The sequence below is a fragment of the Wolbachia endosymbiont (group B) of Dolichovespula media genome (genome assembly GCF_947179505.1).
Classification (GTDB): Bacteria; Pseudomonadota; Alphaproteobacteria; order Rickettsiales; family Anaplasmataceae; genus Wolbachia.
The window spans coordinates 62,552-87,928 of the sequence record NZ_CAMXBR010000001.1 but is presented as its reverse complement, the minus strand read 5'-3'; the positions used below and the strand labels follow the sequence as shown (position 1 = coordinate 87,928).

Below are 25,377 nucleotides of genomic sequence, written 5' to 3'. Positions count from 1 at the left end.
AGAAGATGTAGCTAAGCTTGTTATACGTGATGACTTGAATAATTGTATAAAGAAGGCAAATAAAAAGCCATTAATTCTTAGGATATTCAATAGAATATTAGGAAGAGATGTTTCGATTAGGAATATAAGTAATTTTATAAAAGATAAATTGCCTCCTTCAACTGCTAGAACAGCAATCGAATATACAGATGTTATTCAAAAAATTTCAGATTTAGAGCGAATAGAAAGAAGTCAAGATAAATATAGGTCATATGGAATAAATTTAGAAAATAGACAGCAAAAGAAAAATCTCTTATATGAGCGAGAAGATTCAGGTTATGGAGGTTCATTAAACGAAGATCCTGAGTATGAAGAAATATCAAATTATCAAGAGGAAAAAAGTAAATCTTTAACAAAAGATTTGCGTAATCTACAATCAATTAAAGAAGAGCCGATTTATGCAATAATCTCTAAAGAACATATAGAAGCAAAAAGAGAACATAGGAAGAAACAACAACTTCAATCTCTTGCACCACCAAAACCACCAAGAGTACCACAAGTACCAGAGAAAATGTTTACTATCAATCAAAAAATTAGATAAGAACCGAAAAAAGATAAACCTGCAGTACCACCAAAGCCTAAAGATTTAGGCGAAAAAGTAAGCACAGAGCAAAAAATAGTAGTGGAAAAATCAGCTGAGAGTAGCCCTACACTACCACTAAAATCTGAAAATCAAGATGGTAAAGAATCAGCAAAAAAAGCTGATGGACCAAAAGTACTAGTAGTTGCTATGAAAAAAGAAGTGACTCGCGAGAGTAGTAAAGTAAAGGCATTAAAAGAAAGATTTGAGCGAAATCAAGTAAAGAACGTGTTGCCTGCTGAAAACAAAACTGCTTCAGTAACACAAACGGATATCAGTGTGAAGAGAAAACAATCTCGTTCATTTCCAGTAGGGAATAAAAAATCTTCGATCAACCATCTTGCCAGCAAAAATTTACCTTCCACGAATGTAAGTGTAAAAGAAATGGTTAAAAAATTTGAAGGGAGAAAAGGTGAAAGATAGTAATATTTGGGTATTTCCCTACTCATAAAAATTAGCTCTTATCATAACATTTTTACAGCCATAAGAGGAAGTTTTTATAGGATTGGGGCTAAAGAAAACTTGCATGTAAATGTATCAAGGTATAAAATTATAAATATTAAGAATGAATAGGTTAGTTATGAATCTTGTAACAAAATCCGCTATCGATTTTACTGCTTCGGCTGTTCTTGCTAGTGGAAAAATAGTTGATGATTTCTGTTTAAGTAAACATATAAAGGATAAGTATGCTGTCCTTTTTTTCTATCCACTTGATTTTACTTTTGTCTGTCCAACTGAGTTGATATCATTTAGCAACAAAATAGAAGATTTTTCAAAACGTAATGTTGAAGTGATAGGAATAAGTATAGATTCAAAATTTTCACACTATAAATGGCGAAACACTCCAGTTAATGATGGTGGTATTGGAGAGGTTAGCTACAATTTAGTGTCTGATATCAAAAAGTCTATATCAAGAGACTATGGGGTCTTATATGATGACTCAATTGCACTAAGAGCAACTTTTGTTATTGATGATAAGTTTGTTGTACGTCATCAATCGATAAATGATTTTCCTTTAGGGCGTAATATCGATGAGTTTATTAGAATTATTGATGCAATAAAACATAATGAAGAGCATGGTGAAGTATGTCCAGCAGGGTGGAAAAAAGGTAAGCCAGCAATGCAGGCAAGCGATGAAGGAGTGGCTGATTATCTAAACTCACACAGTGCAGAATTATAAATTGAGTACAAAAGTTCTTATTATTGGATCTGGAGCAGCGGGTTATGCTGCTGCTATATATGCAGCACGTGCAAATTTAGAGCCAATTGTAGTAACAGGAATGCAACCTGGTGGTCAGCTTACAATTACTACGGATGTTGAAAACTATCCAGGTTTTATTTCTATACAAGGTCCAGAACTCATGGAACAAAAGAGGTTGCATGCAGAGAAGGTGGGGGCAAGGATAATAGATGACGAAATAAAAAGCGTTGAACAACTTGAGGATTCTAATAAGTATAGATTTAGATCTTGTGGTAATGCTAGTGACTACTATTCGAATGCAATTATAATCGCAGCTGGTGCGCAAGCGAAGTGGCTTGGCCTGGAGAGTGAAAAGAAATTTCAAGGTTACGGAGTTTCGGCATGCGCAACTTGTGATGGTGCATTTTTTAGAAATAAAGTTGTAGCTGTGGTTGGTGGTGGAAATACTGCTGTTGAAGAAGCAATATTTTTAACTCGATTTGCTAAGAAAGTTATACTGATACACAGGCGTGATAAGTTAAGAGCAGAGAAAGTAATGCAAGACAGGCTCTTTAAAAATGATAAGATAAAGGTAATATGGAATCATACCGTAGAGCAGATTCTTGGAGAAGAAAATCCTAAAAAAGTTACTGGCATTACAATTAAATCAACAGACATCAATAAAACCCAGGAATTGAAAGTAGATGGAGTGTTCATTGCAATTGGGCATGCACCAAATACAGGTATTTTTAAGGGCTTTGTTGAAATGGATCAGCAAGGTTATATAATTACGAAACCTGGAACAACTCTAACCAGTAGGGCAGGGGTGTTTGCTGCTGGTGATGTTCAAGATAAGGTATATCGCCAGGCAGTAGTTGCTGCAGGAACAGGGTGCATGGCTGCACTTGATGCGGAAAAGTTTTTGGAATCATAATTAATTCTAAAATTTTTAACTAAATTACTTGCAATTTTCTTTGTTTTTTTATAATTATGTCAATAAATTATAGGTTGGGGAGAATTTAGTATGCTTTCGAGAAGTAATGTAGATTTTGGAAGAAGGGTTGTTAGTGATGTAGGATTACGAGCTCAAAATCAAACAACTTCAGGACAATCAACAACAAAATTATTTGAAGCTATTTATGATGAAAATCTAGGAGATTTTGAGCGAGCTCTGGAAGAAGGTGCGAATGTTAATACGTTTAATGAAGAAGGCATGACACCTTTGATATCTATAATTAGTAATTTATCTTCAGGCTCTGGAGCAGAGAAAGAATATCAGAGTATGATTAGGTTACTTCTACTTCACCAAAGCATAGATGTTAATATTCATGAAAAACGTGATGGCAATACAGCTTTGCATCTAGCAATGTGTTTTCTTCAAAAGAAAGTGTTACAACTCTTACTAAGTCATCCGAGAATAAGTATTTATCTACAAAATAAAAGTTTTCAAAATCCTGAGCAATTTGTTAGAACAAGTTGTGCTAAGTATTTGATAATAGAAATACAAAAAGCAAAAACAGGAAAAGAATTATTAAATGCTCTTTCTAACAGAAATATTGACCAAGCAAAAAGACTATTGAATCAAGAACTCAACCCTAATTGTTGGAAAAGAAATTCAAATGGAGAAATAGAAACACCACTTAGCCTGATTATCAAATCATGTTTACAAGGAATAACACAAGAAAATGAAGAAGTATTGACTAAACTTTTAAAACATAAGGAGCTAGATTTTAGTCAAATAAAGCCAATACCAGCTATAGAGCAAAATTCACGATTGAAGCAAATCATTGAGCAAGTTATGAAGGAGCGATTAACTGATGCTATTAATAGAAAAGATTTGGATGATGTAAAAGAATTAGTAGAAAATAATTGCTTTATGAATGATCAAATTGTTATTGAGGTGCTTAAAAGTTTTAATCCTGTCAGAGAATATCTAAATGAAAAATTCCCTACAAGTGCAGAGCAACCTGTAGCAAATACACATAATGTTCAACCAGCAATAAACGATGAGTTTATTGCTCGAGAGTTGCAGCAGCTCGAAAACCTTAGAAATGAACTTGAAAGAACAAAGGCTCGACTTACTAGAGAAAAAAGTCAACTTGAAAACCTTAGAGATGAGTTTGAAAAAACAAAAACTCAACTTAGAAAAAAAGAGCAAGAGCTGAATAAGGCCGTAAGTGAAAGAACAAGAGACACTAACAAAATTTCACAGTTAGAAAGGGATTTTAGGCAAGAGAGATTAGAACTTCAAGCTCAAAATCAAGACTTAAAGAACAAAAACAGAAAACTTTCAGAAGCAAACATTTATAATAGAAGGCAAAGTAACTATGCCTCTGCTTCTTTTGTGTTATCTGGAGCGTTTGCTGTTGGTACATGTTTAACAATATCGAATTTAGAAATATGTATTTCACTTGCTGTAGCTGCATCTGTTTTCATTGCAATTGGGTGCTACTGTTCATATAAAGCAAGTACAGTACTGAGTGATGTGACAAGCACTGAATTTGGTAATGTTATCAGTTTAAGATAGAGTTAAGGTTTTTACTTCTTCTCTAAACTCTACTGAAAGTTTTATACATCCTGAAAATACCTTGATAATTCGAGTGAATGTGAACCTGAGTGGTTTCAAGACTTAAATAGTTGTTGTAAACTTGCTTTTATTATCTTTTAGTTCAAGAAATTAAAAGTTTAACGATGAGAATTATAATTACAGACCAAAGTAAAAAGTAGGCTTTTCCATTTGATTTATTTTTCACCTGTAATTTTTTGTCAGCTATTAGGTTTAATTTTTCTATAAGGCTAAATATTCCTTGGATTGTTTTGATGGGATAAGAGCTTTTAATTTTTTCCCTATACCCTATTTTACTTTCATGTTGACTGTTTATCCATGTTTCAACTACTTTCCACATATTGATTTCTGGATAGACTTTCCTACATGTTCCTTCTAATAAAATCATAGTTTTCTGCAGCAATAACAATTGTGTTTGAACTTTCATATCAAAATCACCAGTTATTTTTAATAGCTGAGTAAGTAATCGAGCAAATGAAATCTTCTGTATAGGCTGTCCAACAATGGGCTCACCTATTGCTCTGCAAGCTGTAACAAAATTTCTATGCTGTGATGGAACATAACCGGCTCTAAAGTGCATTTTTGCAACGTGATCATAATCCCTATTTAAAAAGCCTTTGAGTATCTCTATAACGTAATAGCATGTCTCACGATCTATTCTACCCATGATTCCACAATCCAGGGCAATAATATTGTTATTACTATCGATCATTAAATTTCCAGGATGCATATCAGCATGAAAAAAACAATCCCTATATACCTGATTACAAAAAGATTCTATAAGATTGATAGCTATTTGCTTTCGGTTATTCAGCTTTTCAACTTCGTATATTGGTATAGCTTCCATCCATTCTAATGTTAAAACCTTTTTTGAAGTTCTACTCCAATCTATTTCAGGTACGTAGAAACCTCTGTCATGTTTAGTATTTTCCTTCAGTTCCGAAGAGTGGGCAGCCTCAAAACGTAGATCTAACTCTAATCGGCAAATTTCAGCAAAAGTTTTGACTAATTCAACTGGCTTCAGCCTTTTTGATTGTTCGCTAAATTTTTCTGCAATTTCTGCAAGCCAAGAAAGCATTTTTATATCCCTTGAGAATGTTTTCTCAATATTTGGCCTCAAAACCTTTACAGCAACTTCCTTACCCTCAATTGTAACTGCTCTATGCACCTGAGAAATTGATGCTGCTGCAATTGGCTTTTCAGAAAAACTTGAAAAAATGTCGCTTAATTTACAATTAAACTCACTTTCTATAGTTTTAACTGCTATTTTATACGAAAATGATGGCAATCTATCACATATCAATAGCAAGTTATTTGTTATGTCCTCATTTAAAATATCAGTGCGTGATGAAATGGATTGCCCAAATTTAATGAACACCGGACCTAATCTTTCAAGAGCACGCTTTAGTTTATGACCTTGTATTTTATTTATTGATTTTTTTGATGGTGGAAGTAAATAAGGTAACACATTGTAGCGTGTTAGCACTGTAGTTATTTGCAGAAGACGTAGAATATTTTGAATCATTTCGCTGCGTAACTGCCAAATATTTCATTTATCTCCATAATTTCATCAGGTTTACCTTGATAATAGATAGTATTATTTATGCAAATTATGTAATCTGAGGATGGTAGAGCAGAGTTAAGGTCATGAGAAGTCATGAGAATCGATACTGATCGTTCTTTTGCGATTTTATTTATAATATCATAAAATTTAGCTCGTGCGTTAATATCCATTGCACTGACTGGCTCATCTAAAATGATCAAATCAGATTCTGAAATTAAACAGCGTGCAAGCAGCAGTAATTGTGTTTGTCCTGCAGAGATTTCTAATACTTGATTTTTTAGGATGTTACCGATACCAACCAATTCTATTGCTTCTGTAACAATGGGTTGATTTTTCTTCAATTTCTTCGAGGAGCTATTGAAAAGGAAAGACTCAACTGTTATTGGCATCAAATTACCAATACTAAAATTTTGTGGCATATAGCTAATTTTTATATTGTCAGCGAATACAATACTTCCAATAAAACCTTTATTTATACCAGCAACTGCTTTCACTAAAGAGGTTTTACCTCCGCCATTTGGACCAAGTATTGTAACTACATCTCCTCTTTGTACTGATATGTTGATATTATCAAGAACTTTTTTATTACCGTATGAAAGAGTAAGGTTTTCTATTTTTAGAATGCAGTTATTGACACCACTTAATTTTTTGGCAAAAATTGACTTCTTCTCAACATTTATATGAGACATTTACTGTTTTTTTTTCTATTACTTTTATTTACATTATACTACAATAGTGCCTTTTCATCCAATTTAAAAATTGTAGCTACAATCAAACCTATACACTCACTTGTAGCTTCTGTTACAGATGGAATTTCAAAGCCAGAACTACTAATGTACGAAGTAGTGTCTGAACATAACTACATGCTCAGGCCTTCAGACGCAAGTAAATTAGAATCTAGTAATATTATATTTTATATCGATGATTCTTTGGAAACATTCATTAAAACTTTCGCTAAAGAAAATAAGAAGTTAATACCGCTATCAAGTGCAATCGATCTACTTCCTGCTCGACCACATTCATTTTCTAGTCACATTCAAGATGAAAAAGATTTGCATATTTGGCTGAGTCCTGAAAATGCAAAAAGTATGATACTTTCTATCAGTGCAACATTATCTAATATAGATAAAGAAAATGCCTATCGATACAATACTAACGCAGAGGAGGCTATAAGAAAGATAGACCAAGAAGTAGAAAAAATTACGAAAGAATTGGATGAGTTAAAAAATCAAAAATACATAGTTACTCACGATGCTTATCAATATTTCGAAAAATATTTTGATTTAAGTTACCCAAGCGCCGTTCTTTCTATAGAAGAGGATTCTTACATAGGTATGAAGAGTTTAATGAAATTAAAAAAGGTAATGAAAGAGGAAAACGTTAAATGTATTGTTTCTCATTCACGAGAGGATAGCATAAAGCCTAATGTCTTTTCTAGTGACGTAAAAATGGTGATTCTTGATCCTATTGGATCAGATGTAGAGCCTGGAAAGGATGCATATCTAGATATAATCAGCAGCATTGCACAAAATTTCAAGTCTTGTTTCACTGAGTAATGAGTTCTTTTATCTATTCAGATAGCATTGCAAACTTAGTGCTTTCTATTCCAATCACAACTATACCGACATTATCTACCAGAAGTATATCATCCCAGTCTGGGATTCAGTTAAGTTGGTAAGCATAAAAATATTATGTTAAAGCACAACGTTCTTGATGAGACTAGGGCAAGCCAATGTCAGCTACTTGAATGACACCATTTGCTATGCCCTCAAAAATGAATGCTCGTACAGCTGTGTGCCAGCTACTTGCATCTGCTATTTTTACTCATAATTATCTTGCCTGAACGAACTTAATTTCAAGTAGTTAATTATAGAAATAATCGTATAAAAAAAAGAAGATAACCAATATCTTCTTTTACTCTAATTAAAAAGACATTGAATTGTAATTGTCTATTTCATCTGATATAAGCGATAATTTTATGCTCTCAAAACGGAGATTACTTGCAATATCTGTTAACTGTTCACTAAGTGTTACTTTTTCTGGTGAATGGTGTTCAGGAGCTTTTAATTTTCTATTACAGTCAGCCTTACACCAAGATCTATTAATTTTTGTCAAGAAATCATTACCCTCGTATTTATTTTCACACTGTCTGTGGCACAAATTAAGTAAATCAACACCATGCACTGTCAATGAAGCAGAATCTTGTGTAAATTTTACCATAATATACTCCTTAATCTTATTATATCTATATTAACATATAAATGTGAATATTATACTCATATAGTTACTTTTTATGGCAAGTGGTTTTTGGTTATTTTCTAAACTTTCTTTATAAAAACCATAGGCGCCTATTGGTTTTTAGCTAAAGTAAAGATCAAGTATCTGGCATACTGGACATAAAATCCTCCTGTGTAAAAAAGATTAGAAAAAAAGTGCGGCGCACATACGACAGAGATTAAGTATGTGTGTGCACCCACGTACGCTGAAGAAGATACGCCACATTTTTTAATGAGTTTGATTGTTTAATGAAAAAAGTCTGCAGATAAAGATAGATTTTGAGCTCTTAAAATATCTTTGAATATGATTATAGTCAGATTTAAAATATGCGCAAGCAATTTTTTTCTGTAAAAGTTTAACAAAAGAATTCAAAAGTTTGTGAACAACCTCTAAGTGTATGGTCACAGAGTGTGATGGTATATAGACTATCTGGATCATTTAAAGTGTCAGATCAAGTCTTATTTAATAAATTGAAGAACTAAGTTGTTGATAACTGACCTTTAATTTTTATAGGGGCACTTTCGACTTCTTTAGTAAGAACATACTATAAGAACTATAATTATGTGCATTTATACATAATACTGTGGGTAATTTTTTAAAATAAAAAGAAGTAGCCTATCTAGTACCTTTAGTGTACATTAAAAACAGTAAATTTATACTAAAACTTCTACACTTGCCAAGCTTTCTAATGACTTTTTTCCATTTAAGCAATAAAAAGGCCAGATCAGGACAAAAACGCTACCATTTTCAGCCCTTATTCAGGTGGCTCAATCCCCATAACTTATACAAGTTACCGTAATCTTTCAAAACCTCAAATAGACTTTCTCTAATGCAAAACAGTATAACTAGTGAGTAATAAGCTACACTCCTTTTAGCTGTAAGCTTTGCATGATAATATACTTACTTTAATTTTTCTTCTTTAAATAATACGTGTCTTCTGACCACTGGGTCATACTTTCTAAACTCGAGCTTCTTGGGAAGGTTCTTAGGATTACGTTTTTTTACACAAAAATAGCCTGTTAGTTTCTCTTCTCCAGTTTTTGTTGTTTTGGTTGCGGTGCTAACTAGCTTGACAAGCAAAGAAGCATTTTTTTTCGCCATAATTGTAGTGATATAATAAATTCTATGCAAGTTTAGAACGCAAAACACTGAAAGTCAACCCAATAATGCAGGTCGCAAAATTCTTGACAATCAATAATATATTAAGTAGTATAAGAACATTTCAGAATGAAAAGCAGACGGTAAATAAGTGGCAAGTGATGGCAAAAGGTTATTATTGATAGAAAGTACTACCTGTTCTAACGAGGTAAGGGTTGCCCTACTAGTTAATGGTAGGGTTGTAGAGTTTGAACAAGAATTCAAGGAAAAAAGACAATTAAGAGGTAATATATACGTTGCTTATGTAAAGCGTATAGAGCCTGCTTTGCAGGCCGTGTTCATTGAGTATGGAAAAAATAAGCAAGGTTTTTTGTCTTTTTCTGAGATATCTCTAAATTACTTTAATATTCCAGAAAAAGAGAAGGAAATTTTCCCTGACGCAGGCTATTCGAGCGATGTGGACTGTTCAAATGATAATTGCACAGAAGAAGGCCTAGATTCTACAGCTAGTAATAAATCCAGCAGTGGTTTTGTGAGGGAGGTACCTTTACATAGAAAATATAAGTTACAAGATGTGATTTCAGTAAATCAAAAGTTATTGGTTCAATTAACTAAAGAAGAACGAGGAAATAAAGGAGCTTCATTTACAACATACGTAACTTTGGTTGGTAGATACTGTGTTTTCATGCCCAATTCCATAAGTAGGGGTGGAGTATCTCGCAGAATTGAAGATACCAACGTTAGAAAACAGTTAAAGGATATATTAAATTCAATAAATTTACCAAAAGGCTCAGGTTTAATAGTAAGAACTGTTGGTGCAGGAAAAAGTAAGAAAGAAATTGAGCAAGATTACGATAATTTGACCTTATTATGGCAAGATATCCAGCAAAACTTCTCTTCTTTAAATGTTCCATCATTAATTTACAACGAAGCAGATGTAGTTATGAGATCTGTACGTGACTTTTGTAGTAATGATACAGAAATTATAGTATCTGATAGAGAAGTTTGTGAAGCGGTAAGAAAATACACTAAAAATGTGTTACAAGGAAAATTACGTCCTAGATTATATAGAGGTTCTGTTCCAATCTTTACTTACTATCGAGTCGAAGATCAAATTTCTGAATTATATAGCAATAGAGTAGAATTACCATCTGGTGGGTCTTTGGTGATAACCTTAACTGAGGCATTTGTTTCAATAGACGTAAATTCAGGGAAAATGACAGGAGAAGATAACATAGAAAAAACAGCTTATAGAACTAATATGGAGGCATTATCTGAAATATCAAGGCAAGCGAATCTCAGGGGCTTATCAGGGTTAATAGTTGTTGATTTTATTGACATGTTGAAACTTGAGTATTGCAAAAATGTTGAATTTGCTATCAAGCAGGCGTTTAAAGATGATAGAGCTAAAGTTCAATTTAGCTTTATCAATGACTTTGGTTTAATGGTCTTTTCAAGACAAAGAATTAAACCAAATATACAGGAAATTAATACTACAGAGTGCTTACGCTGTAAAGGTATTGGAAGAGTGAAATCAAACGAAGTGGTTGTTGCATCGATACTAAGGGATTTGCAACATATTGCTAATAAAAATCAAAATAAGTCCTTTGATTTAATAGCACGCAGTGCAGTTATAGCGCACATTTTTAATAATAAGCGTGATATTGTTTCTACAATCGAAAAAGAGTTCAATATTACATTAAATGTTAGTATTGATAATAGTTTAGATGCAGATACATTTATTTTAAAGCAAGGAGACCATATTAATTTTAATGATTATAAGCCATTGCAGAATTCTGGATGTCAAATTGTGAATAGCAGGGATAAAGAAGCTGGTAGTTCAGATAAACTACCGGGCAACTTTTGGTTAACTGAATGGCTTTCGCGCCTTTTGGGCTCTAACAACTAAACGGGACTTGTAATTAACGAGTTTTATACTTATATATTTTACATCAGATAATATTTAAAAGGGAGTATTCATTATGGGAAGAGCAATAGGTATAGATCTTGGAACAACAAATTCTTGTGTTGCAATAATGCAAGGCAAGGATGCAAAAGTAATCGAGAATAAAGAAGGAGCAAGAACTACTCCGTCTATAGTTGCATTTACTTCGTCTAGAGAAAGGTTGATTGGTGCTCCAGCAAAAAGGCAAGCAACTACCAATGCAAATAATACTTTTTTTGCAACTAAGAGATTGATAGGTCGCCAATATAGCGATCCTGAAATGAAGAATCTAGGTGTACCGTATAAGGTATTTGCAGCAAAAAATGGTGATGCATGGGTTAAAACAACTGATAGTAAAGAATACTCTCCTAGTCAAATTGGTGCATTTATACTACAAAACCTGAAAGAAGCAGCTGAGGCTTATCTTGGGGAAGAAGTAAAGGATGCTGTGATAACAGTGCCGGCGTACTTCAATGATTCTCAACGTCAAGCAACAAAAGATGCAGGAAAAATTGCTGGATTAAATGTCCTCAGAATAATTAACGAACCAACTGCTGCAGCACTTGCTTATGGTCTTGATAAAAAGCACGGACACACAATAGTAGTGTATGATCTTGGTGGTGGTACATTTGATGTTTCAGTTCTTGAAATAGGTGACGGAGTTTTTGAAGTAAAGGCTACAAATGGTGATACTCACCTTGGAGGGGAAGACTTCGATAATGCAGTAGTAAATTATTTACTGGGTGAATTCAAGAAAAGTAATGGCATTGATTTGAAAAACGATCCAATGGCTATGCAAAGAATCAAAGAAGCTGCAGAAAAAGCAAAGGTAGAATTGTCAAGTGCAATGGAAACAGAAGTAAATCTACCGTTTGTTACAGCTGATGCAAGTGGCCCAAAACACTTAAATATGAAGCTAACAAGAGCAAAGCTTGAAAGTTTAGTGAATGATTTAATTGAAAGGACTATAATTCCTTGCAAAAAAGCTCTTGAAGATGCTGGTTTGTCTGCTAGTCAAATTGGTGAAGTAGTTCTTGTTGGTGGCATGACTCGTATGCCAAAAGTCATAGAGAAAGTTAAAGAATTCTTTGGCAAAGATCCACATAGAGGAGTTAACCCTGATGAAGTTGTAGCAATTGGGGCTGCAATACAAGCAGGAATTATTCAAGGTGATGTAAGAGATGTGTTACTACTTGACGTAACTCCACTTTCTCTTGGTATTGAAACTCTAGGGGGAGTGTTCACTCCACTTATTGAACGTAATACTACTATTCCCACAAAAAAATCTCAGGTGTTTTCAACTGTAGAAGATAACCAAACAGCCGTTACAATTAAGGTACATCAAGGTGAAAGAAAATTGGCGATTGATAATAAACTGCTTGGTCAGTTTAGTTTAGAAGGAATACCACCTGCTCCTCGCGGGGTTCCTCAAATTGAGGTGACATTTGATATAGATGCAAATGGAATAGCGCATGTTTCTGCAAAGGATAAAGCTACTGGAAAAGAGCAAAAAATACGTATTCAGTCTTCAGGTGGTTTATCGGAGGATGAAATAAATCGGATGGTGAGAGAAGCTGAGGAAAAAGCACAAGAAGATGAAAAGCGTAAGAAATTTATTGAAGTGAAGAATCAAGCGGATAGTTTAGTTCATTCTACAGAAAAATCTCTAACAGAATATGGTGATAAAATTTCTCCAGAAGATAAATCTGCTATTGAAAATGCAGTTAATGAGTTAAAGGAAGTGAGTAAATCTGACAACATTGATGATGCTGATTCAATACAACAGAAAGTTACTAACCTCTCTCAGTTATCTATGAAACTTGGAGAAGCTATGTATAAGGAATCTCAACAACAACAAGGTGGAGAAAGCTCATCCACAACAAATAATGAGGAAGAAAAAGTAGTAGATTCTGATTATCAAGACATGGATAATAAAGAAGAGAATAAGTAATTCGATTGTCATCCCAGTGCCCAGATACTGTGGGATGACAAGAGGAGCGTATTGTTGCTTAAAGGAACTATTGTGGATATTATTAAGACAATAGAAGAAAAATTACGCGATTCAATAGGTGTAATTGATATTAATATTATCGATGAATCAGCAAAGCATGTAGATCATTATTTTGCTTCTTCTTCGACACTACCTTCACATATCAAATTAGTATTAATATCTAACGACTTTTCTGGAATGAGCTCTTTAAAGAGGCATAAATTGATCTATGAATTATTAAAGAGTGAAATAGAGCGATTACATGCGATTTCTCTTCACTTGTATACGCAAAGCGAATACAATCTAAAAAATAAATAATAAAAATATGAACGAAGAGTCTTTATTAGTTAAAGCAGGAAGAAAATTTAATGATTATAAAGGGTCGATGAACCCACCAGTTTATCATTCTTCTACTATATTATTTCCTACTTACAAGGACTACTTAAATGCAGCAAATGGAGAAAGTATATACGATGTAATCAATGATGGTGTTGCAAGGGATTACAGTTACAGTAATGTTGGTACGCCTACTGTTCATTATTTTTCAAATGCACTGGCTGAAATTGAGGGTAGGGGACAAGCACTCATCTACCCTTCTGGATTATTTGCACTTACTTTTGCTATTTTGACTTTCACTAAAGCAGGTTCACATGTCCTGATACAAGATAATAGTTATTATAGGCTAAAGAGATTTGCCGAAAATGAACTACCAAAAAGAGGAGTAGAAGTAACTTTTTATAATCCGACACAGGATATAACTGATTTAGTTCAGAGTAATACTTCACTCATCATGATTGAGACTCCTGGTTCTATAACGTTTGAGATTTCAAATATAGAGCATATAGTAAAAGTTGCTAAAGCACGTGGAATCGTAACCGTTTGTGACAATTCATGGGCCACTCCTTTGTTGTTTAAGCCGCTTGATTATGGAATTGATGTTGCACTATACGCGGTGACAAAGTATCTAGCCGGTCACTCAGATCTAGTGATGGGAGCTATGGTTGCTGAAAGTAAAATTTTTAAATTGCTTTATGAGAGCTATAAAAATTATGGAGTCACCATTCAATCGCATGACTGTTACCTTGCACACAGGGGACTTAGAACACTGCAAACACGCATGAGGAAGCATCAAAGTACAGCAATGCAAGTGGCAAAGTGGCTGGAAAAACATCCAAAAATCAAAAAAGTCTTATACCCCGCACTTTTTTCCTATTCTCAGCATGATTTATGGAAAAGTTATTTCAAAGGGGCAAGTAGCGTATTTAGTATAGTACTCGATAGAGAATATTCATGTGAAGAACTAGGCTGTATGGTTGATCACATGAAAGTTTTCGGCATCGGTGCTTCTTGGGGAGGATGTGACAGTTTGATACTACCAATAGGTCATAAATCTATGTCGAGATCTGTCATGAATTCAGATTATGGTGGAAGTTTTGTGCGAATATTTTGCGGACTAGAAGATCCTGAAGATTTGATTTTTGACTTGAATACTGCATTAATAAGACTGCCATGTTCAAGTGTTAAAGATGATTGTGAGACTGAAAGAGCTACTGCATAACATTGTAAATACTGACTTTGATATTGAAATCAAAGGCGTCACATGTAATCCTAAGACAGTTAAAGAAGGTTACCTTTTTGTTTGTGTGTCAGAAAGGAGTAAAGAACACGTAACATGTCTTCCTAATGGATGTGTACACAACTGTGTAGACGTTGTAATACAAGGGGCCAAGAAAGATGTCATCCCAGTGCTCAGGCACTGGGATCCAGAAAATTTGATTGTAAACAAGCATACTAGACAATTGTATAATGAAAACTGGATTCCAGTGTCAAGCACTGGAATGACAAGTACTCCAAGTTTTGCAGTGCTTTACCATTCGGACCCTCAAGGAATATACAGTGAAATAGTCAGCAGGTTTTATCAATTCAAACAACCTAAATATGTTGCTGCTGTAACTGGTACGAATGGTAAAACTTCAGTGGTGGAATTTTGTCGCCAGATTTGGCAAGATAATGCAGCGTCTATAGGAACACTGGGAACATGTGTCAATAATAATAGAAAAGATAATAGCCTTACAACGCCAAGTGCAGATGATCTTTATTCCACATTGCGTGACATAAATAATAAGAACGTAGAACACTTAGCATTAGAAGCTTCAAGCCATGGAATCGATCAATACAGAATCCATGGACTCAGGCTCAATGCTGCAGCTTTTACTAATTTCTCTCAAGATCATTTGGACTATCACAAAAGTATTGATGAGTATTTTGAGGCCAAGAAAAGGTTGTTTGATGAGGTATTGCCAAAAGAAAAAACAGCGATTTTAAATGCAGATATAGGCGAATATGGAGAGTTGCTCAACATAGCTGAAAAGCGTGGCAACAAAGTTATAACCTATGGAAAAAAAAACTCTGACATTACTTTATTAAAGCAGATACCCACTGCCAATGGTCAATACCTGACAATTCAAATCGGTGATGAAATTTATAACGCATTTTTTCCGATTTTTGGGCAATTTCAAGCATATAATTTGTTGTGTGCAATCGGTATAGTTATTTCATCTGGTATGGACTATCAAAGAATGTGTATAGATAAACTCGCTTATCCATCTGGAAGAATGGAAAAAGTGAACACTTTTGCATTTGTCGATTACGCTCATACTCCAAGTGCACTCAAACAAGCTCTGTTGTCTTTAAAATGGCACTTCAATAAAAAGATAGTTCTAGTGTTCGGTTGTGGCGGGAATCGTGATCAAACAAAACGTGCAGAGATGGGTAAAATAGCACAAATGCTTGCAGGTAAAGTTATAGTCACAGATGACAATCCGCGTGATGAAGATCCGGGGAAAATTCGTCACGATATTTTGTTACATTGCCCTGATGCACTGGAGATAGGAGATAGAAAAAAAGCTATAGAGAAAGGTATAAATATAGCACATGATGAAAATATGATTCTGCTAGTTGCAGGAAAAGGACATGAAAGATTCCAAATAATAGAAGGCCAATCCCTTGAATTTAGTGATGTTGAAGTTATTAGAGAGGGCCAAAAATTTGCTACTGCTGTTTTGCTCTCTCCTTCATCCAACGCCTGAATGGCTTTTTTCCTTAAGTCATAACTGTACGCTGCTGGCATTTTTACCTTCTTGTTACACTAAATCACTATCTTATCTTGTTCCTACTATTATGAGAAGAGCTATACAAGGATATGAAAGTGGAGATTGTGGTTACAAGATTAGTGAGAGAATATAGAAAAATTGAGGATGAAATATTGCGTGATATAGTTCATTTAGTGATAAAGGCTCTTACAGGTATAGTAGCGCTTCATAAGTAAGAATATTTTTACAAAGAATTTAATAATCACAATTTAGGCAATGATGAAAGTTCTTTAAGAAAAAAGTTTAATACTATCAAGAAAAGTTTGCATAGGCATAGCAATATAATACATAATAATTAAAATATCTAAAATTCTGTCAATTTATTTGCACAGTCAATCACTTGAGAATTCGGAAATTGATTTTTAAACCAAGTGTACTGGCGTTTTGCATAATGCCTTGTGTTTGTTTGAGCAATCTGTATTGCTTCGTCTAAAGTAATCTCCCCTTTTAAGTATCTTATAATTTCTGGTACTCCATGTGCTTTCATAGCTGGCAAATGTGGAGATGGGTTCATGCTAAGTAGGTTTTTTACTTCATCAATTGCTCCATTTTCAACCATTTCAATAAAACGAGAATTTATTTTTCGGTATATATCCTCACGTTTAGGTAGAATTGTATATACCTTAAAATTATTGAACAAAGGAGGCTGTCTATTTTCTTGCCATACAAAGATTGTCTTGCCAGTTTCAGTGATAACTTCAAGTGCTCTTGAGAGGCGATGTGAGTCATTAATAAATATTTTACCTTGAATCCTTGGATCTTTGCTTAGCACTAATTTGTAGAATTCCTCTTTACTTAAATTTTTCCTAAGTTCATTTACGTTTTCTCTCACTTCCTGGCTTATTTGTGGAATCGATGATAATCCCTTGATTAAGCTGCTAATGTAAAGCCCACTTCCTCCAGTGATGATGGGTATTCGTGAATTTTTCAGCGCGTTGTTAACTTCCCTCTTTAAATCCTCTAGCCATAAACCTACGGAATAATTTTCTCTTGCTGAAACATAACCGTATAGCCTATAAAATTCTTTCTGCTTTGGTGGTTGAGCAGTAATTACGGGAATCTCTTTGTATACCTGCTTTGAGTCACAGTTTATTATGCTAATGTTTTTATACTTTTTTATCAAGTTATCGCATAATTCTGATTTACCTGAGGCTGTAATTCCTGTAATAATTACTATATTATCCTTCATTCATATTAATATAACTAACCTATGATAGGGTGTAGTAAAAATTTGGATTCTACAATCTAAAATTTGGAGACTTTTATGGCAGAAAATGATAACGATAACTCGTTTACTAAGCGTTTTACAAATAGGACCTCTAATGAGACAAGAGGAGGTTTTTCCAGTAAGTATTCATCTCAAAATACCAAAGAACATGCACTAGGAGCAAAAGGAAAAATTTCTGAATTGGCAAACAAAAAAGCTGAAGCCAAGGAAGCTTTTTCTGAAAGTGGCGGCATAAAGAGTAAAAGCAGAACTATCAACGAAAGATCCTTTGCTGATGCAACAAGAAGAAGTAGATCAGATCTCATATATCTAGTTCGTGGTAAAGATCGAGGAAGATCAGCTTGGCACTATGTATTAATTGATAAAGATAAAAGAGAAATGTTTCTGGCAAAAAGTAGAACTGGCTCTATAGATGTTGCAGATTATGGAGAGATTTTATATTCAGGATGGGGAGATGATCCACCACAGACGATAGTCGATAAAATCAATGAGGAGTTCGGATTGTAGTAAATCTGTTGTAAAAACGAGCAGTTGCTAATAAAATTTACTGTAAGTATACAACAGATGCGTGCTAGCCATTTCGGTATCTTAATTGCTACCATATAGGGAGATAACGGTAAACCCAGAGCTATTGTAGACATAAGTTTTAGCTATATGGTATTTGAAGTAATAAATGCAATAAAAAATAATTTGTTAGCATGCTTTCCAACAGAGACAGTATATGCTCTTTCTTGTAATGCGCTAGGTAACGAATCTATAGAAAAAATATATCGAATAAAAAAGCGTTCTCAAAACAAGCCGCTCTCTGTATTTGTTAGTAATATTGATAGTTTGATAAATATAGCAAAGGTAAAGGAAGAGTATATCGATTTAATAAACTATTTTTCTCCTGGACCAATGACCTATATTTTACCACTTCAAGATAACAGTATATTACCAAATGAGTTCTTTAAAGATAGTATAGGCATAAGAATTCCTGATCATCCTATTGCGATTTCAATATTAAATGAACTGAAAACTCCAGTAGTTGCAACTAGTATTAACATTTCAGGAGAAAAAAGTATATGCAAAGCAAGAGATATACCTCAGTCTATTAAGCAACACTTATCTGCAGTAATTGAAGATGATGAATTAGTTTCTGGTATAGAATCTACTATTATTGACTTAACTGGAGACAAGATTAAGGTTTTAAGAAAAGGTAAAATTTCATTACAAACAATAAATAACGAATTTTCAAACTAAGATCTATAGGAGAAAGAATGAAAAAGGTGATAGGCCACAACCAAGCAAAAAAAAAGATAATGAACAACTTGTCTGTTCAATCTTGGCTGATCTGTGGTAAAAAAGGTATAGGAAAAGCAACATTCGCAAAATCCTTTTCTAATTGGTTTCTTATAAAAAATTACGATGAAGTAGCATTAGACTTACACATTGTTGAAGGTGATACAATAGGAGTGGAAAAGGTGAGAGAAATGAAAAACTTTTTGCACTTAAGCCCCATTCAATCAGAATATAAAATAGCTATAATAGATAGCTTAGAGTCAATGACTAATAATGCTAAAAATGCAATATTAAAAATATTAGAGGAGCCGCCACAAAATTCTAAAATATTTGTAATTAGCCATAAGCCATATGATGTACAAACCACCATCCGGTGTAGGTGTTTTCAGCTGAATTTACTTCCATTAACTTACGATGAAACAAAGCAGGTTGTTTCATCTCAGTGTAAATTCGACGATAAAATATTTAGTGAGATCATTACTTTGTTTCCTGGAACTCCGGGAGTAATAATAAATGCAATAAACAGTGGTGCTTATGAGTCACATAAGCATTTTTATACATTTTTCCGTAATCTAAATAATTCTGATATAGTTAATAAAATAATTAATAGTGAGATTGAGCTAGAACTAGCATCACATATAATTCAAACCTCCATTTTAGAAAGTATAAAGAAAGAAGTAAATAATGTTGAAATTCTACTAAGTCAATGGAAAGAAATAGATGAACTTTTCGTTGCTGCAAAGCAATTTCGCTTAGATAAAAAGCATGTTTTAGCTAATGTAGTTAACATCATGACACAAAAATGTAATACTTTTAACATAAATTTATGATAAAATTCTGCTAATTTAATACTGAAAGTATATAACTTGAATGATAATAAATTAACTGTATGGCAATCAATAGAAGTTTTAACAAACACTATACTGAACATGCAGAAAGAATTGAGTTTAATCAAGAATACATCTTTAGATCAAGACGTCACTTTAGAAAAAGGGAAGGAGCTATCAAGTGGCATCTATGAGGCAAATTTTAAGCTAAACAAGGCAATCAATATAGCTACTTTGCCAAGAATTGGCTATCATATGATTAATGATGAACTTGTTGTACGTAATCATATTACGAAAGAGGAAGTAAAGATCCCTAGAGATTTTCATTACTTTAAAGTTGTTAAATCCAATCACGATGATTGTAAATTAACGTTTTGTAATTTTTTAGGTAATGAGTTTTTTGAATATAAAAAGTATGATCCACAATATTCTGGTCTTTCAGATGAATATAAACTCATGGATTTTGGTAGTATAAAAAAGACTAATAATCTAAAACTTAAGGAGTATGTTGGTCATGCACCTAAATTTTTTGCTGTAGAAGGATCTATTGAGCCTGGATCTGAAAACCATGTAATTGATCTATTTGAGCTAGTCAGAGACGGTAAAGGCAAAAAAGTGGGAACTCTTGCTGATGAATTTGGTTATTTTGATGATCAAAATAAATTACACTACTATAATTATCACAAAAGTGCAGAAAGTAATACTTATGATCCTGAAAGCTTCAGTGTAAAAATGATAAATTTAGATGTGAGCAAAATTGATAAATTTCACCTTATTGCAGAACAAGGTGATATAATAATTCATCCTATTTTGGAAAATTTAGACATATTTTAAAGTTTTTTAGAGTATCCAGTATATTATATAATTGGGTTTGTATTATGGAAGATAAATTACTTGAATCAGTAAAAAACAAAAGTTACTTCAGGAAAGCAGTTGAATGGTATTGCCACAGATACCTGTTCTGCGTTGTAGAAAGATCTTGGATGGCGTTAATAGCGTTACTTCTCTTAGTATGTTTATTTTTATCACTACTAAACATATACCTATTACTTCCTGTTAAAAAAGATTTAAATTTTGTGAAGTATATGAACCACACAGAAGATGAGTTCTCTGCAATACATAAACTTAGTTTTAGTAAAAAAGAAGATGAGTACATTTCCATAGCAAGGTATTTAATAAGTAAATATATTGAAACATATGAGTCCTCTCGGACTGTTGAGCCAAAGTATCAAGAAAATTTTATAAAAAACAATTCTATATATAAAATCTATCAAGACTTTCAGGAAAAAGTAAACAATGAAGCTGTTTCATCCACAAGAAAAATTACCAACACAAACGTAACAACACTATCTATTGACCGATCGATCAAGGGCTTAGTTACATTTGCTGGAAATGCCACTGTAGTTTTTGCAGCTGAGCAAAATAAGAAAATGAAAGACTATGCTGTGGAGGTTAGATTTACTTTATCAAACATGAAAGCAACTCTAACTGGTATAATACCATTTAAATTTATTGTTAACGGCTATAAATACAGGTGATTACATTTAAAAAATTACTTGGTAGCTAAAAAAATAACTAAAGTGCATACAGCAGTAACAACTGGAGGTAAAATTAGAAGCATTGGTGTCTTTTTAATAAAATAATTTCTAGAAGGTTTTAAGAAAAAGGCATTGTAAATTATCGGTAAGAAGTATAGAGCGTTGAGTATAGTACTGACAATTAACACCAGAGCTACAAATACAGAAAGTGTTACATTACTAGAGTTAAAAACAGCTTGAAAAATGAAAAATTTGCTCCAAAAAGTCGGAGCAGGTGGTACCCCTATCATGGACAATGCACCTATAGTAAATGCTATCATACTAATTGGCATACTACGTCCTATACCGTGAATTCTATCTATGTATTTCTCACCTGTTTTCGTTATTATTGCTCCAGCAGTGAAAAACAAAGTGATTTTTGCAAATGCGTGGCAAACTAATTGAAAAATTGCAACCCTCATGCTGAATTCACTAAAAATTGAAGCAAACAATATAATATATGACAACTGAGAGATGGTAGAATAAGCAAGCAATTTCTTTAATTCCTTTTGCTTTAAAGCAATTAACGATGCAGTAATAATAGTAAATCCAGCAGCGTACGGAAGCCATCCTCCAGCAAACCAACTTTGCTGTGCAAAACGTTGCATATTATCGATGCCAAAAGTGTATAATATAACTTTGATGATGATGAACACTCCTGATTTCACAACAGCAACAGCATGTAGTAGTGCGCTTACAGGAGTTGGTGCAATCATTGCTTTTGGCAACCAAAAATGCATTGGCATTAATGCAGCTTTTCCTATTCCATAAATCAGCATAGCAAAACACACTGCAATAAAAGTTATGAACGAAGTATCAAACTTGAATATTCCACCTCTTACAAAGTCTAAAGTATGGAATTCATTATATAAGAGGCCTATTGCAGGAAAAAATAACACTAAAGAAGAGAAAAATAGTAAACCAAAGTAATAGCGTCCTGCAATTACTGATTCATTTGTTGAGTTGTAAGTAATCAGAGGGTATGTACTAATAGTTAGAAGCTCGTAAAAGACAAATGTAGTGAGCAAATCTCCAGAAAAAGCAATAAACATTGCACAGCTAATCGCTATTGAAAAAAAGCATAGAAAACTCGAGTAGTTACTATCAGCATAGTTATTTCGCATATAACATATTGCATACATACTGGTTAGTACCCACAAAAATGATATTAATAAACTGAATATTGCTCCACTAGACTCTAACTTTAAACTAATATGCAAATTATTACCAAAGTCCATGAGAATAAATTGAGAATGATCACCATACACCAAATATAAAGTGCATAGAGATGTATACGCAAATAGAAGCATAGAAGAAACAACAGTAATGCTATTGTTCAATCTGGGCCATTTACTAGTAAAAGAAATAGCTAATGCACTTAAAAGTGGAATCAACGCAGTAATTAACAAATAATTCTCAGTAATAAAAAGTGGCAAGGAAAGAGATATTAAAACAAAATCCATTAAGTAATTCATCTTTCTGTTTAGGTAAAGCTAAAATTATATTCAAGTTATAGAGAATTTGCTATTTTTTAGTTGTATATCGGAAGTGTTAAATAAACCATACGCATCAAGTTAAGAAAAAGTGGCGTAAGGAAGAAAGGAAATAGGAAAAAACTATTTTATATATTAAGTAATAAAGTTAGTAATTTATAGATCTTTCTAAAAAATTATCTTATCCTAGATAAGAATTTCCTAAAAAAATAAATGTAACAAATAAAATGCCAATCTTAAATATTGCTATGTTTCACGATAGCTTCTTAATTTGGCACGTATGGTTTGTTAAACACTTCCAGAATTACTCAAAACCGCTACAGACTATATCTTTCTGTATAATCTTTAAATGCACCTCTATTGGAGTCAAAATGTAGCTTCACACTGCCAATTGGCCCGTTTCTTTGTTTTGCAATGATCAGCTCTGCAATATTTCTAATTTTCTCCATTTTCTCTTGCCACTCTCGATGTTTATTACTTCCTTCATTTGGTTGCTTTCTTAATTCATAATATTCTTCTCTATAGAGGAACATTACTATATCCGCATCCTGCTCTATGCTTCCTGAATCACGTAAATCAGAAAGTTGTGGTTTTTTATCATCCCTTTGCTCAACAGAACGAGAGAGCTGTGATAGTGCAACAATGGGAATATTTAGTTCCTTTGCAATTGCTTTTAAACCCTGCGTCACTTCTGAGATTTCTTGCACTCTATTTTCACTACTCCTTTTTGTTGTTCCTCGAATTAACTGCAGATAATCGATAAAGACCACCTCTACATTATATAGTTGATAGAGAAGACGTATTCTGGTACGAAGAGCACTAATTGATAATGCAGGAGTGTCATCTATGATGAAAGGTAATTCGGATAGATCTGTACTAGCATTAATGAATTCGTGTAATTCAAAATCACTAATTCTCCCAGTCAGTGCCTTATAATAACCAATGCCTGAATCTATAGTAATCAATCTTGCAGTCAATTGCTCTGCTGACATTTCAAGTGAGAAAAACGCTACGTAGTGTTGTTTATCTGTTCTTTTTTGCAAAATCTTACAAGCATTAAGTGCGATGTTCAGCGCCAATGCTGTCTTTCCCATTGAGGGCCTTGCAGCTATAATTAACAGATCAGATTTCTGCAAACCACCAAGGAGCTGGTTTAGGTCTTGAAGTCCGGTTGTAATACCTAGAGCCTCTGGGTTATTCTTCAGCTTGCTGATCTTCTCAACCACATCTTTAATTGAACTTGCAAGCTTTATATATGTCTTATCACCTTGCTTTTTTACTACTAAGTTGAACAACTTTGTCATTGCCTGCTCAATTTGTACCTGTGCAGGATTTTCAATGTTGTAGTTGTAACTATCGTCAACTATCTCCTGCCCGAGCTTGATTAAGCATCTCCTTAAATAAGTATCACGGATTATTCTGGTCAAGCTATAGATATCAAGCGCAATGCTTGCCTTTGCTGCAAGTTTTGCTAGGTACTCAACTCCACCACATTCGGCAAATGCTTTATCATTTTCAAAAAACATCTTAAGGCTTAGTTCATTGGCAACTATGCCGTGTTTTCTGGTTTTAGATATCTGGGTAAAAATGCTTTGATGTAGTGGATCATAGAAATTGTCTGCTGCAATTATATCTTCAACTGCATCACAAATTCTATTATCACGAATCATTGCACCAATGAGCATTTGCTCTGCTTCTAAATTGTGTGGCAATTTACATATTTCTTCTCTTGAATCAATAAGATTAGCTAATTCATTCATTTTAAGTTTTCAGAGTAATGATTGATTATTGTAGAATATTCAGTCCTTACTTAAAAGATAAAAAATTTGACTAATCTTGTGTTGCTTATAGCATTAAAGTAGGCCCCTGTGGTGGAATGGTAGACACGGCAGACTCAAAATCTGTTGCTTGCAAAAGCATGCTGGTTCAAGTCCGGCCAGGGGCACTCAAACATTGGAAAATGCATATATGTTACATAAAATTTTTAATCGTTTATTTTCCATTCTTTCTTCTATAAATGCTATTCAAAAAGTGAAAAAGGATGATAATGGAATATGCTATGTAACGGGACTTAGACGCTATTTGTCAGTGCTGCTTGATTTAATCATCATCGTTTTATTTTTGCAGTTTTGCGGTCAGACCTTAAATCAACTCTTCATGAGCTCAGAGAGCAGTAAAATATTAGGCCAAATTGCTGCAAAATATCAAATGCAGGTACCACTATCTGCAGAGGAAACAGCAATGCAGAGTAAGCTAATCAAGTTACTAGTTCTAAATCAGATAGTTCAATTTATTATGCTTTTTAGTTATGTAGCATATATGTGGATAAGATTTGGCGCTACACCTGGAAAGTTATTACTTGGACTCAGAGTTGTAAATGCACAAACTTTTGAAAAATTGACTCTAAAACAAGCAATAAAGAGGTTTTTTTCCTTTATATTGTCAACTGCACCACTATTCTTAGGTTTCATATGGGCAAGCTTCGACAAACGTTGCCAAACTTGGCATGATAAGATTGCAAATACGGTGGTTGTCACAAATAAGAGTCTTAAGCCTGATAAAATGAAATAGTAGGTAAAA

Annotated in this window: 24 protein-coding genes and 1 tRNA gene; 18 read left to right on the top strand and 7 right to left on the bottom strand. The window is 33.5% G+C overall.

Features of this window, described 5'->3' with window-relative positions; translation table 11 throughout:
- Positions 1–34 precede the first annotated feature (34 nt).
- The 5 genes from OM967_RS00435 to OM967_RS00415 all read left to right on the top strand — a co-directional run bounded on the left by OM967_RS00435 (position 35) and on the right by OM967_RS00415 (position 4,326).
- Entirely contained in the window at positions 35–580 is a 546-nt protein-coding gene (locus OM967_RS00435; RefSeq protein WP_264337333.1) for a hypothetical protein, read from the top strand.
- Between the two features lie 81 nt (positions 581–661).
- Complete coding sequence (locus OM967_RS00430) at positions 662–1,042, top strand: hypothetical protein (protein ID WP_246433210.1); 381 nt, start codon at positions 662–664, stop codon at positions 1,040–1,042.
- A 157-nt stretch (positions 1,043–1,199) separates the two neighbouring features.
- On the top strand, positions 1,200–1,799 hold the full coding sequence (locus OM967_RS00425; protein WP_010401485.1) for a peroxiredoxin: 600 nt from the start codon (positions 1,200–1,202) through the stop codon (positions 1,797–1,799).
- Positions 1,786–2,733, top strand: coding sequence for a thioredoxin-disulfide reductase (gene trxB / locus OM967_RS00420; protein WP_211908290.1), 948 nt, complete (start codon positions 1,786–1,788; stop codon positions 2,731–2,733). Before OM967_RS00425 ends, trxB begins: the two co-directional genes overlap by 14 nt.
- A 90-nt stretch (positions 2,734–2,823) precedes the next feature.
- Positions 2,824–4,326: an ankyrin repeat domain-containing protein gene (locus tag OM967_RS00415; protein ID WP_264337332.1), complete on the top strand. Its 1,503-nt coding sequence runs from the start codon at positions 2,824–2,826 to the stop codon at positions 4,324–4,326.
- 142 nt (positions 4,327–4,468) lie between these two features.
- Here the strand turns inward: OM967_RS00415 and ubiB are convergent, their stop codons facing one another.
- Together ubiB and OM967_RS00405 are read right to left on the bottom strand one after the other, a co-directional pair.
- On the bottom strand, positions 4,469–5,890 hold the full coding sequence (ubiB, locus tag OM967_RS00410; RefSeq protein WP_019236358.1) for a 2-polyprenylphenol 6-hydroxylase: 1,422 nt from the start codon (positions 5,888–5,890) through the stop codon (positions 4,469–4,471).
- Entirely contained in the window at positions 5,887–6,618 is a 732-nt protein-coding gene (locus tag OM967_RS00405) for a metal ABC transporter ATP-binding protein (protein WP_264337331.1), read from the bottom strand. Before OM967_RS00405 ends, ubiB begins: the two co-directional genes overlap by 4 nt.
- Between OM967_RS00405 and OM967_RS00400 the strand changes: the two genes are divergently transcribed.
- Positions 6,610–7,485 carry a zinc ABC transporter substrate-binding protein gene (locus OM967_RS00400; RefSeq protein WP_211908298.1) on the top strand — a complete coding sequence of 292 codons (876 nt, stop codon included), beginning with the start codon at positions 6,610–6,612 and terminating at the stop codon, positions 7,483–7,485. The two genes, OM967_RS00405 and OM967_RS00400, sit on opposite strands and share 9 nt — an antisense overlap.
- A gap of 367 nt (positions 7,486–7,852) precedes the next feature.
- On the opposite strand, the gene OM967_RS00395 is transcribed toward OM967_RS00400, so the two are convergent.
- A complete protein-coding gene (locus OM967_RS00395; protein ID WP_211908300.1) occupies positions 7,853–8,149 on the bottom strand; it encodes a hypothetical protein in 297 nt (98 codons plus the stop codon).
- A 957-nt stretch (positions 8,150–9,106) separates the two neighbouring features.
- Positions 9,107–9,307, bottom strand: a complete 201-nt coding sequence (gene rpmG, locus OM967_RS00390) for a 50S ribosomal protein L33 (protein ID WP_012481745.1) — start codon at positions 9,305–9,307, stop codon at positions 9,107–9,109.
- 148 nt (positions 9,308–9,455) lie between these two features.
- Here rpmG and OM967_RS00385 point away from each other — a divergent pair, with 148 nt between their 5' ends.
- From OM967_RS00385 to OM967_RS00365, 5 genes are all read left to right on the top strand, one after another.
- Entirely contained in the window at positions 9,456–11,213 is a 1,758-nt protein-coding gene (locus tag OM967_RS00385; protein ID WP_264337330.1) for an Rne/Rng family ribonuclease, read from the top strand.
- Between the two features lie 73 nt (positions 11,214–11,286).
- On the top strand, positions 11,287–13,200 hold the full coding sequence (dnaK, locus tag OM967_RS00380; protein WP_264337329.1) for a molecular chaperone DnaK: 1,914 nt from the start codon (positions 11,287–11,289) through the stop codon (positions 13,198–13,200).
- A gap of 72 nt (positions 13,201–13,272) precedes the next feature.
- Positions 13,273–13,557, top strand: coding sequence for a BolA family protein (locus OM967_RS00375; protein WP_064085813.1), 285 nt, complete (start codon positions 13,273–13,275; stop codon positions 13,555–13,557).
- A gap of 7 nt (positions 13,558–13,564) precedes the next feature.
- Positions 13,565–14,797 (top strand): cystathionine beta-lyase, encoded by a 1,233-nt coding sequence (gene metC, locus OM967_RS00370; protein WP_211908306.1) that lies wholly within the window; start codon positions 13,565–13,567, stop codon positions 14,795–14,797.
- The gene (locus tag OM967_RS00365; protein WP_264337328.1) at positions 14,766–16,328 is read left to right on the top strand and encodes a Mur ligase family protein; all 1,563 of its coding nucleotides are present in this window, start codon (positions 14,766–14,768) and stop codon (positions 16,326–16,328) included. Before metC ends, OM967_RS00365 begins: the two co-directional genes overlap by 32 nt.
- A 367-nt stretch (positions 16,329–16,695) precedes the next feature.
- Here OM967_RS00365 and miaA read toward each other — a convergent pair whose 3' ends face one another.
- A complete protein-coding gene (miaA, locus tag OM967_RS00360; protein ID WP_010407423.1) occupies positions 16,696–17,580 on the bottom strand; it encodes a tRNA (adenosine(37)-N6)-dimethylallyltransferase MiaA in 885 nt (294 codons plus the stop codon).
- A 75-nt stretch (positions 17,581–17,655) separates the two neighbouring features.
- On the opposite strand from miaA, the gene OM967_RS00355 reads away from it, so the two are divergent.
- The 5 genes from OM967_RS00355 (at position 17,656) to OM967_RS00335 (ending at position 21,265) form a co-directional block, all read left to right on the top strand.
- Positions 17,656–18,126, top strand: a complete 471-nt coding sequence (locus OM967_RS00355; protein WP_250120365.1) for a hypothetical protein — start codon at positions 17,656–17,658, stop codon at positions 18,124–18,126.
- Between the two features lie 147 nt (positions 18,127–18,273).
- A complete protein-coding gene (locus tag OM967_RS00350) occupies positions 18,274–18,861 on the top strand; it encodes an L-threonylcarbamoyladenylate synthase (protein ID WP_006013379.1) in 588 nt (195 codons plus the stop codon).
- A 17-nt stretch (positions 18,862–18,878) separates the two neighbouring features.
- On the top strand, positions 18,879–19,730 hold the full coding sequence (locus tag OM967_RS00345; RefSeq protein ID WP_211908312.1) for a DNA polymerase III subunit delta': 852 nt from the start codon (positions 18,879–18,881) through the stop codon (positions 19,728–19,730).
- Between the two features lie 36 nt (positions 19,731–19,766).
- Positions 19,767–20,561 (top strand): hypothetical protein, encoded by a 795-nt coding sequence (locus tag OM967_RS00340; protein ID WP_010407430.1) that lies wholly within the window; start codon positions 19,767–19,769, stop codon positions 20,559–20,561.
- Positions 20,562–20,605: 44 nt separating this feature from the next.
- Positions 20,606–21,265 (top strand): VirB8/TrbF family protein, encoded by a 660-nt coding sequence (locus OM967_RS00335; RefSeq protein ID WP_264337327.1) that lies wholly within the window; start codon positions 20,606–20,608, stop codon positions 21,263–21,265.
- A gap of 14 nt (positions 21,266–21,279) precedes the next feature.
- On the opposite strand, the gene OM967_RS00330 is transcribed toward OM967_RS00335, so the two are convergent.
- Both OM967_RS00330 and OM967_RS00325 read right to left on the bottom strand, forming a co-directional pair.
- Positions 21,280–22,779: a proton-conducting transporter transmembrane domain-containing protein gene (locus tag OM967_RS00330; protein WP_405197046.1), complete on the bottom strand. Its 1,500-nt coding sequence runs from the start codon at positions 22,777–22,779 to the stop codon at positions 21,280–21,282.
- 335 nt (positions 22,780–23,114) lie between these two features.
- Positions 23,115–24,557, bottom strand: coding sequence for a replicative DNA helicase (locus OM967_RS00325; protein WP_211908318.1), 1,443 nt, complete (start codon positions 24,555–24,557; stop codon positions 23,115–23,117).
- 102 nt (positions 24,558–24,659) lie between these two features.
- On the opposite strand from OM967_RS00325, the gene OM967_RS00320 reads away from it, so the two are divergent.
- Positions 24,660–24,742, top strand: a tRNA-Leu gene (locus tag OM967_RS00320).
- A gap of 23 nt (positions 24,743–24,765) precedes the next feature.
- Entirely contained in the window at positions 24,766–25,368 is a 603-nt protein-coding gene (locus OM967_RS00315) for an RDD family protein (protein WP_211908320.1), read from the top strand.
- Positions 25,369–25,377 lie beyond the last annotated feature (9 nt).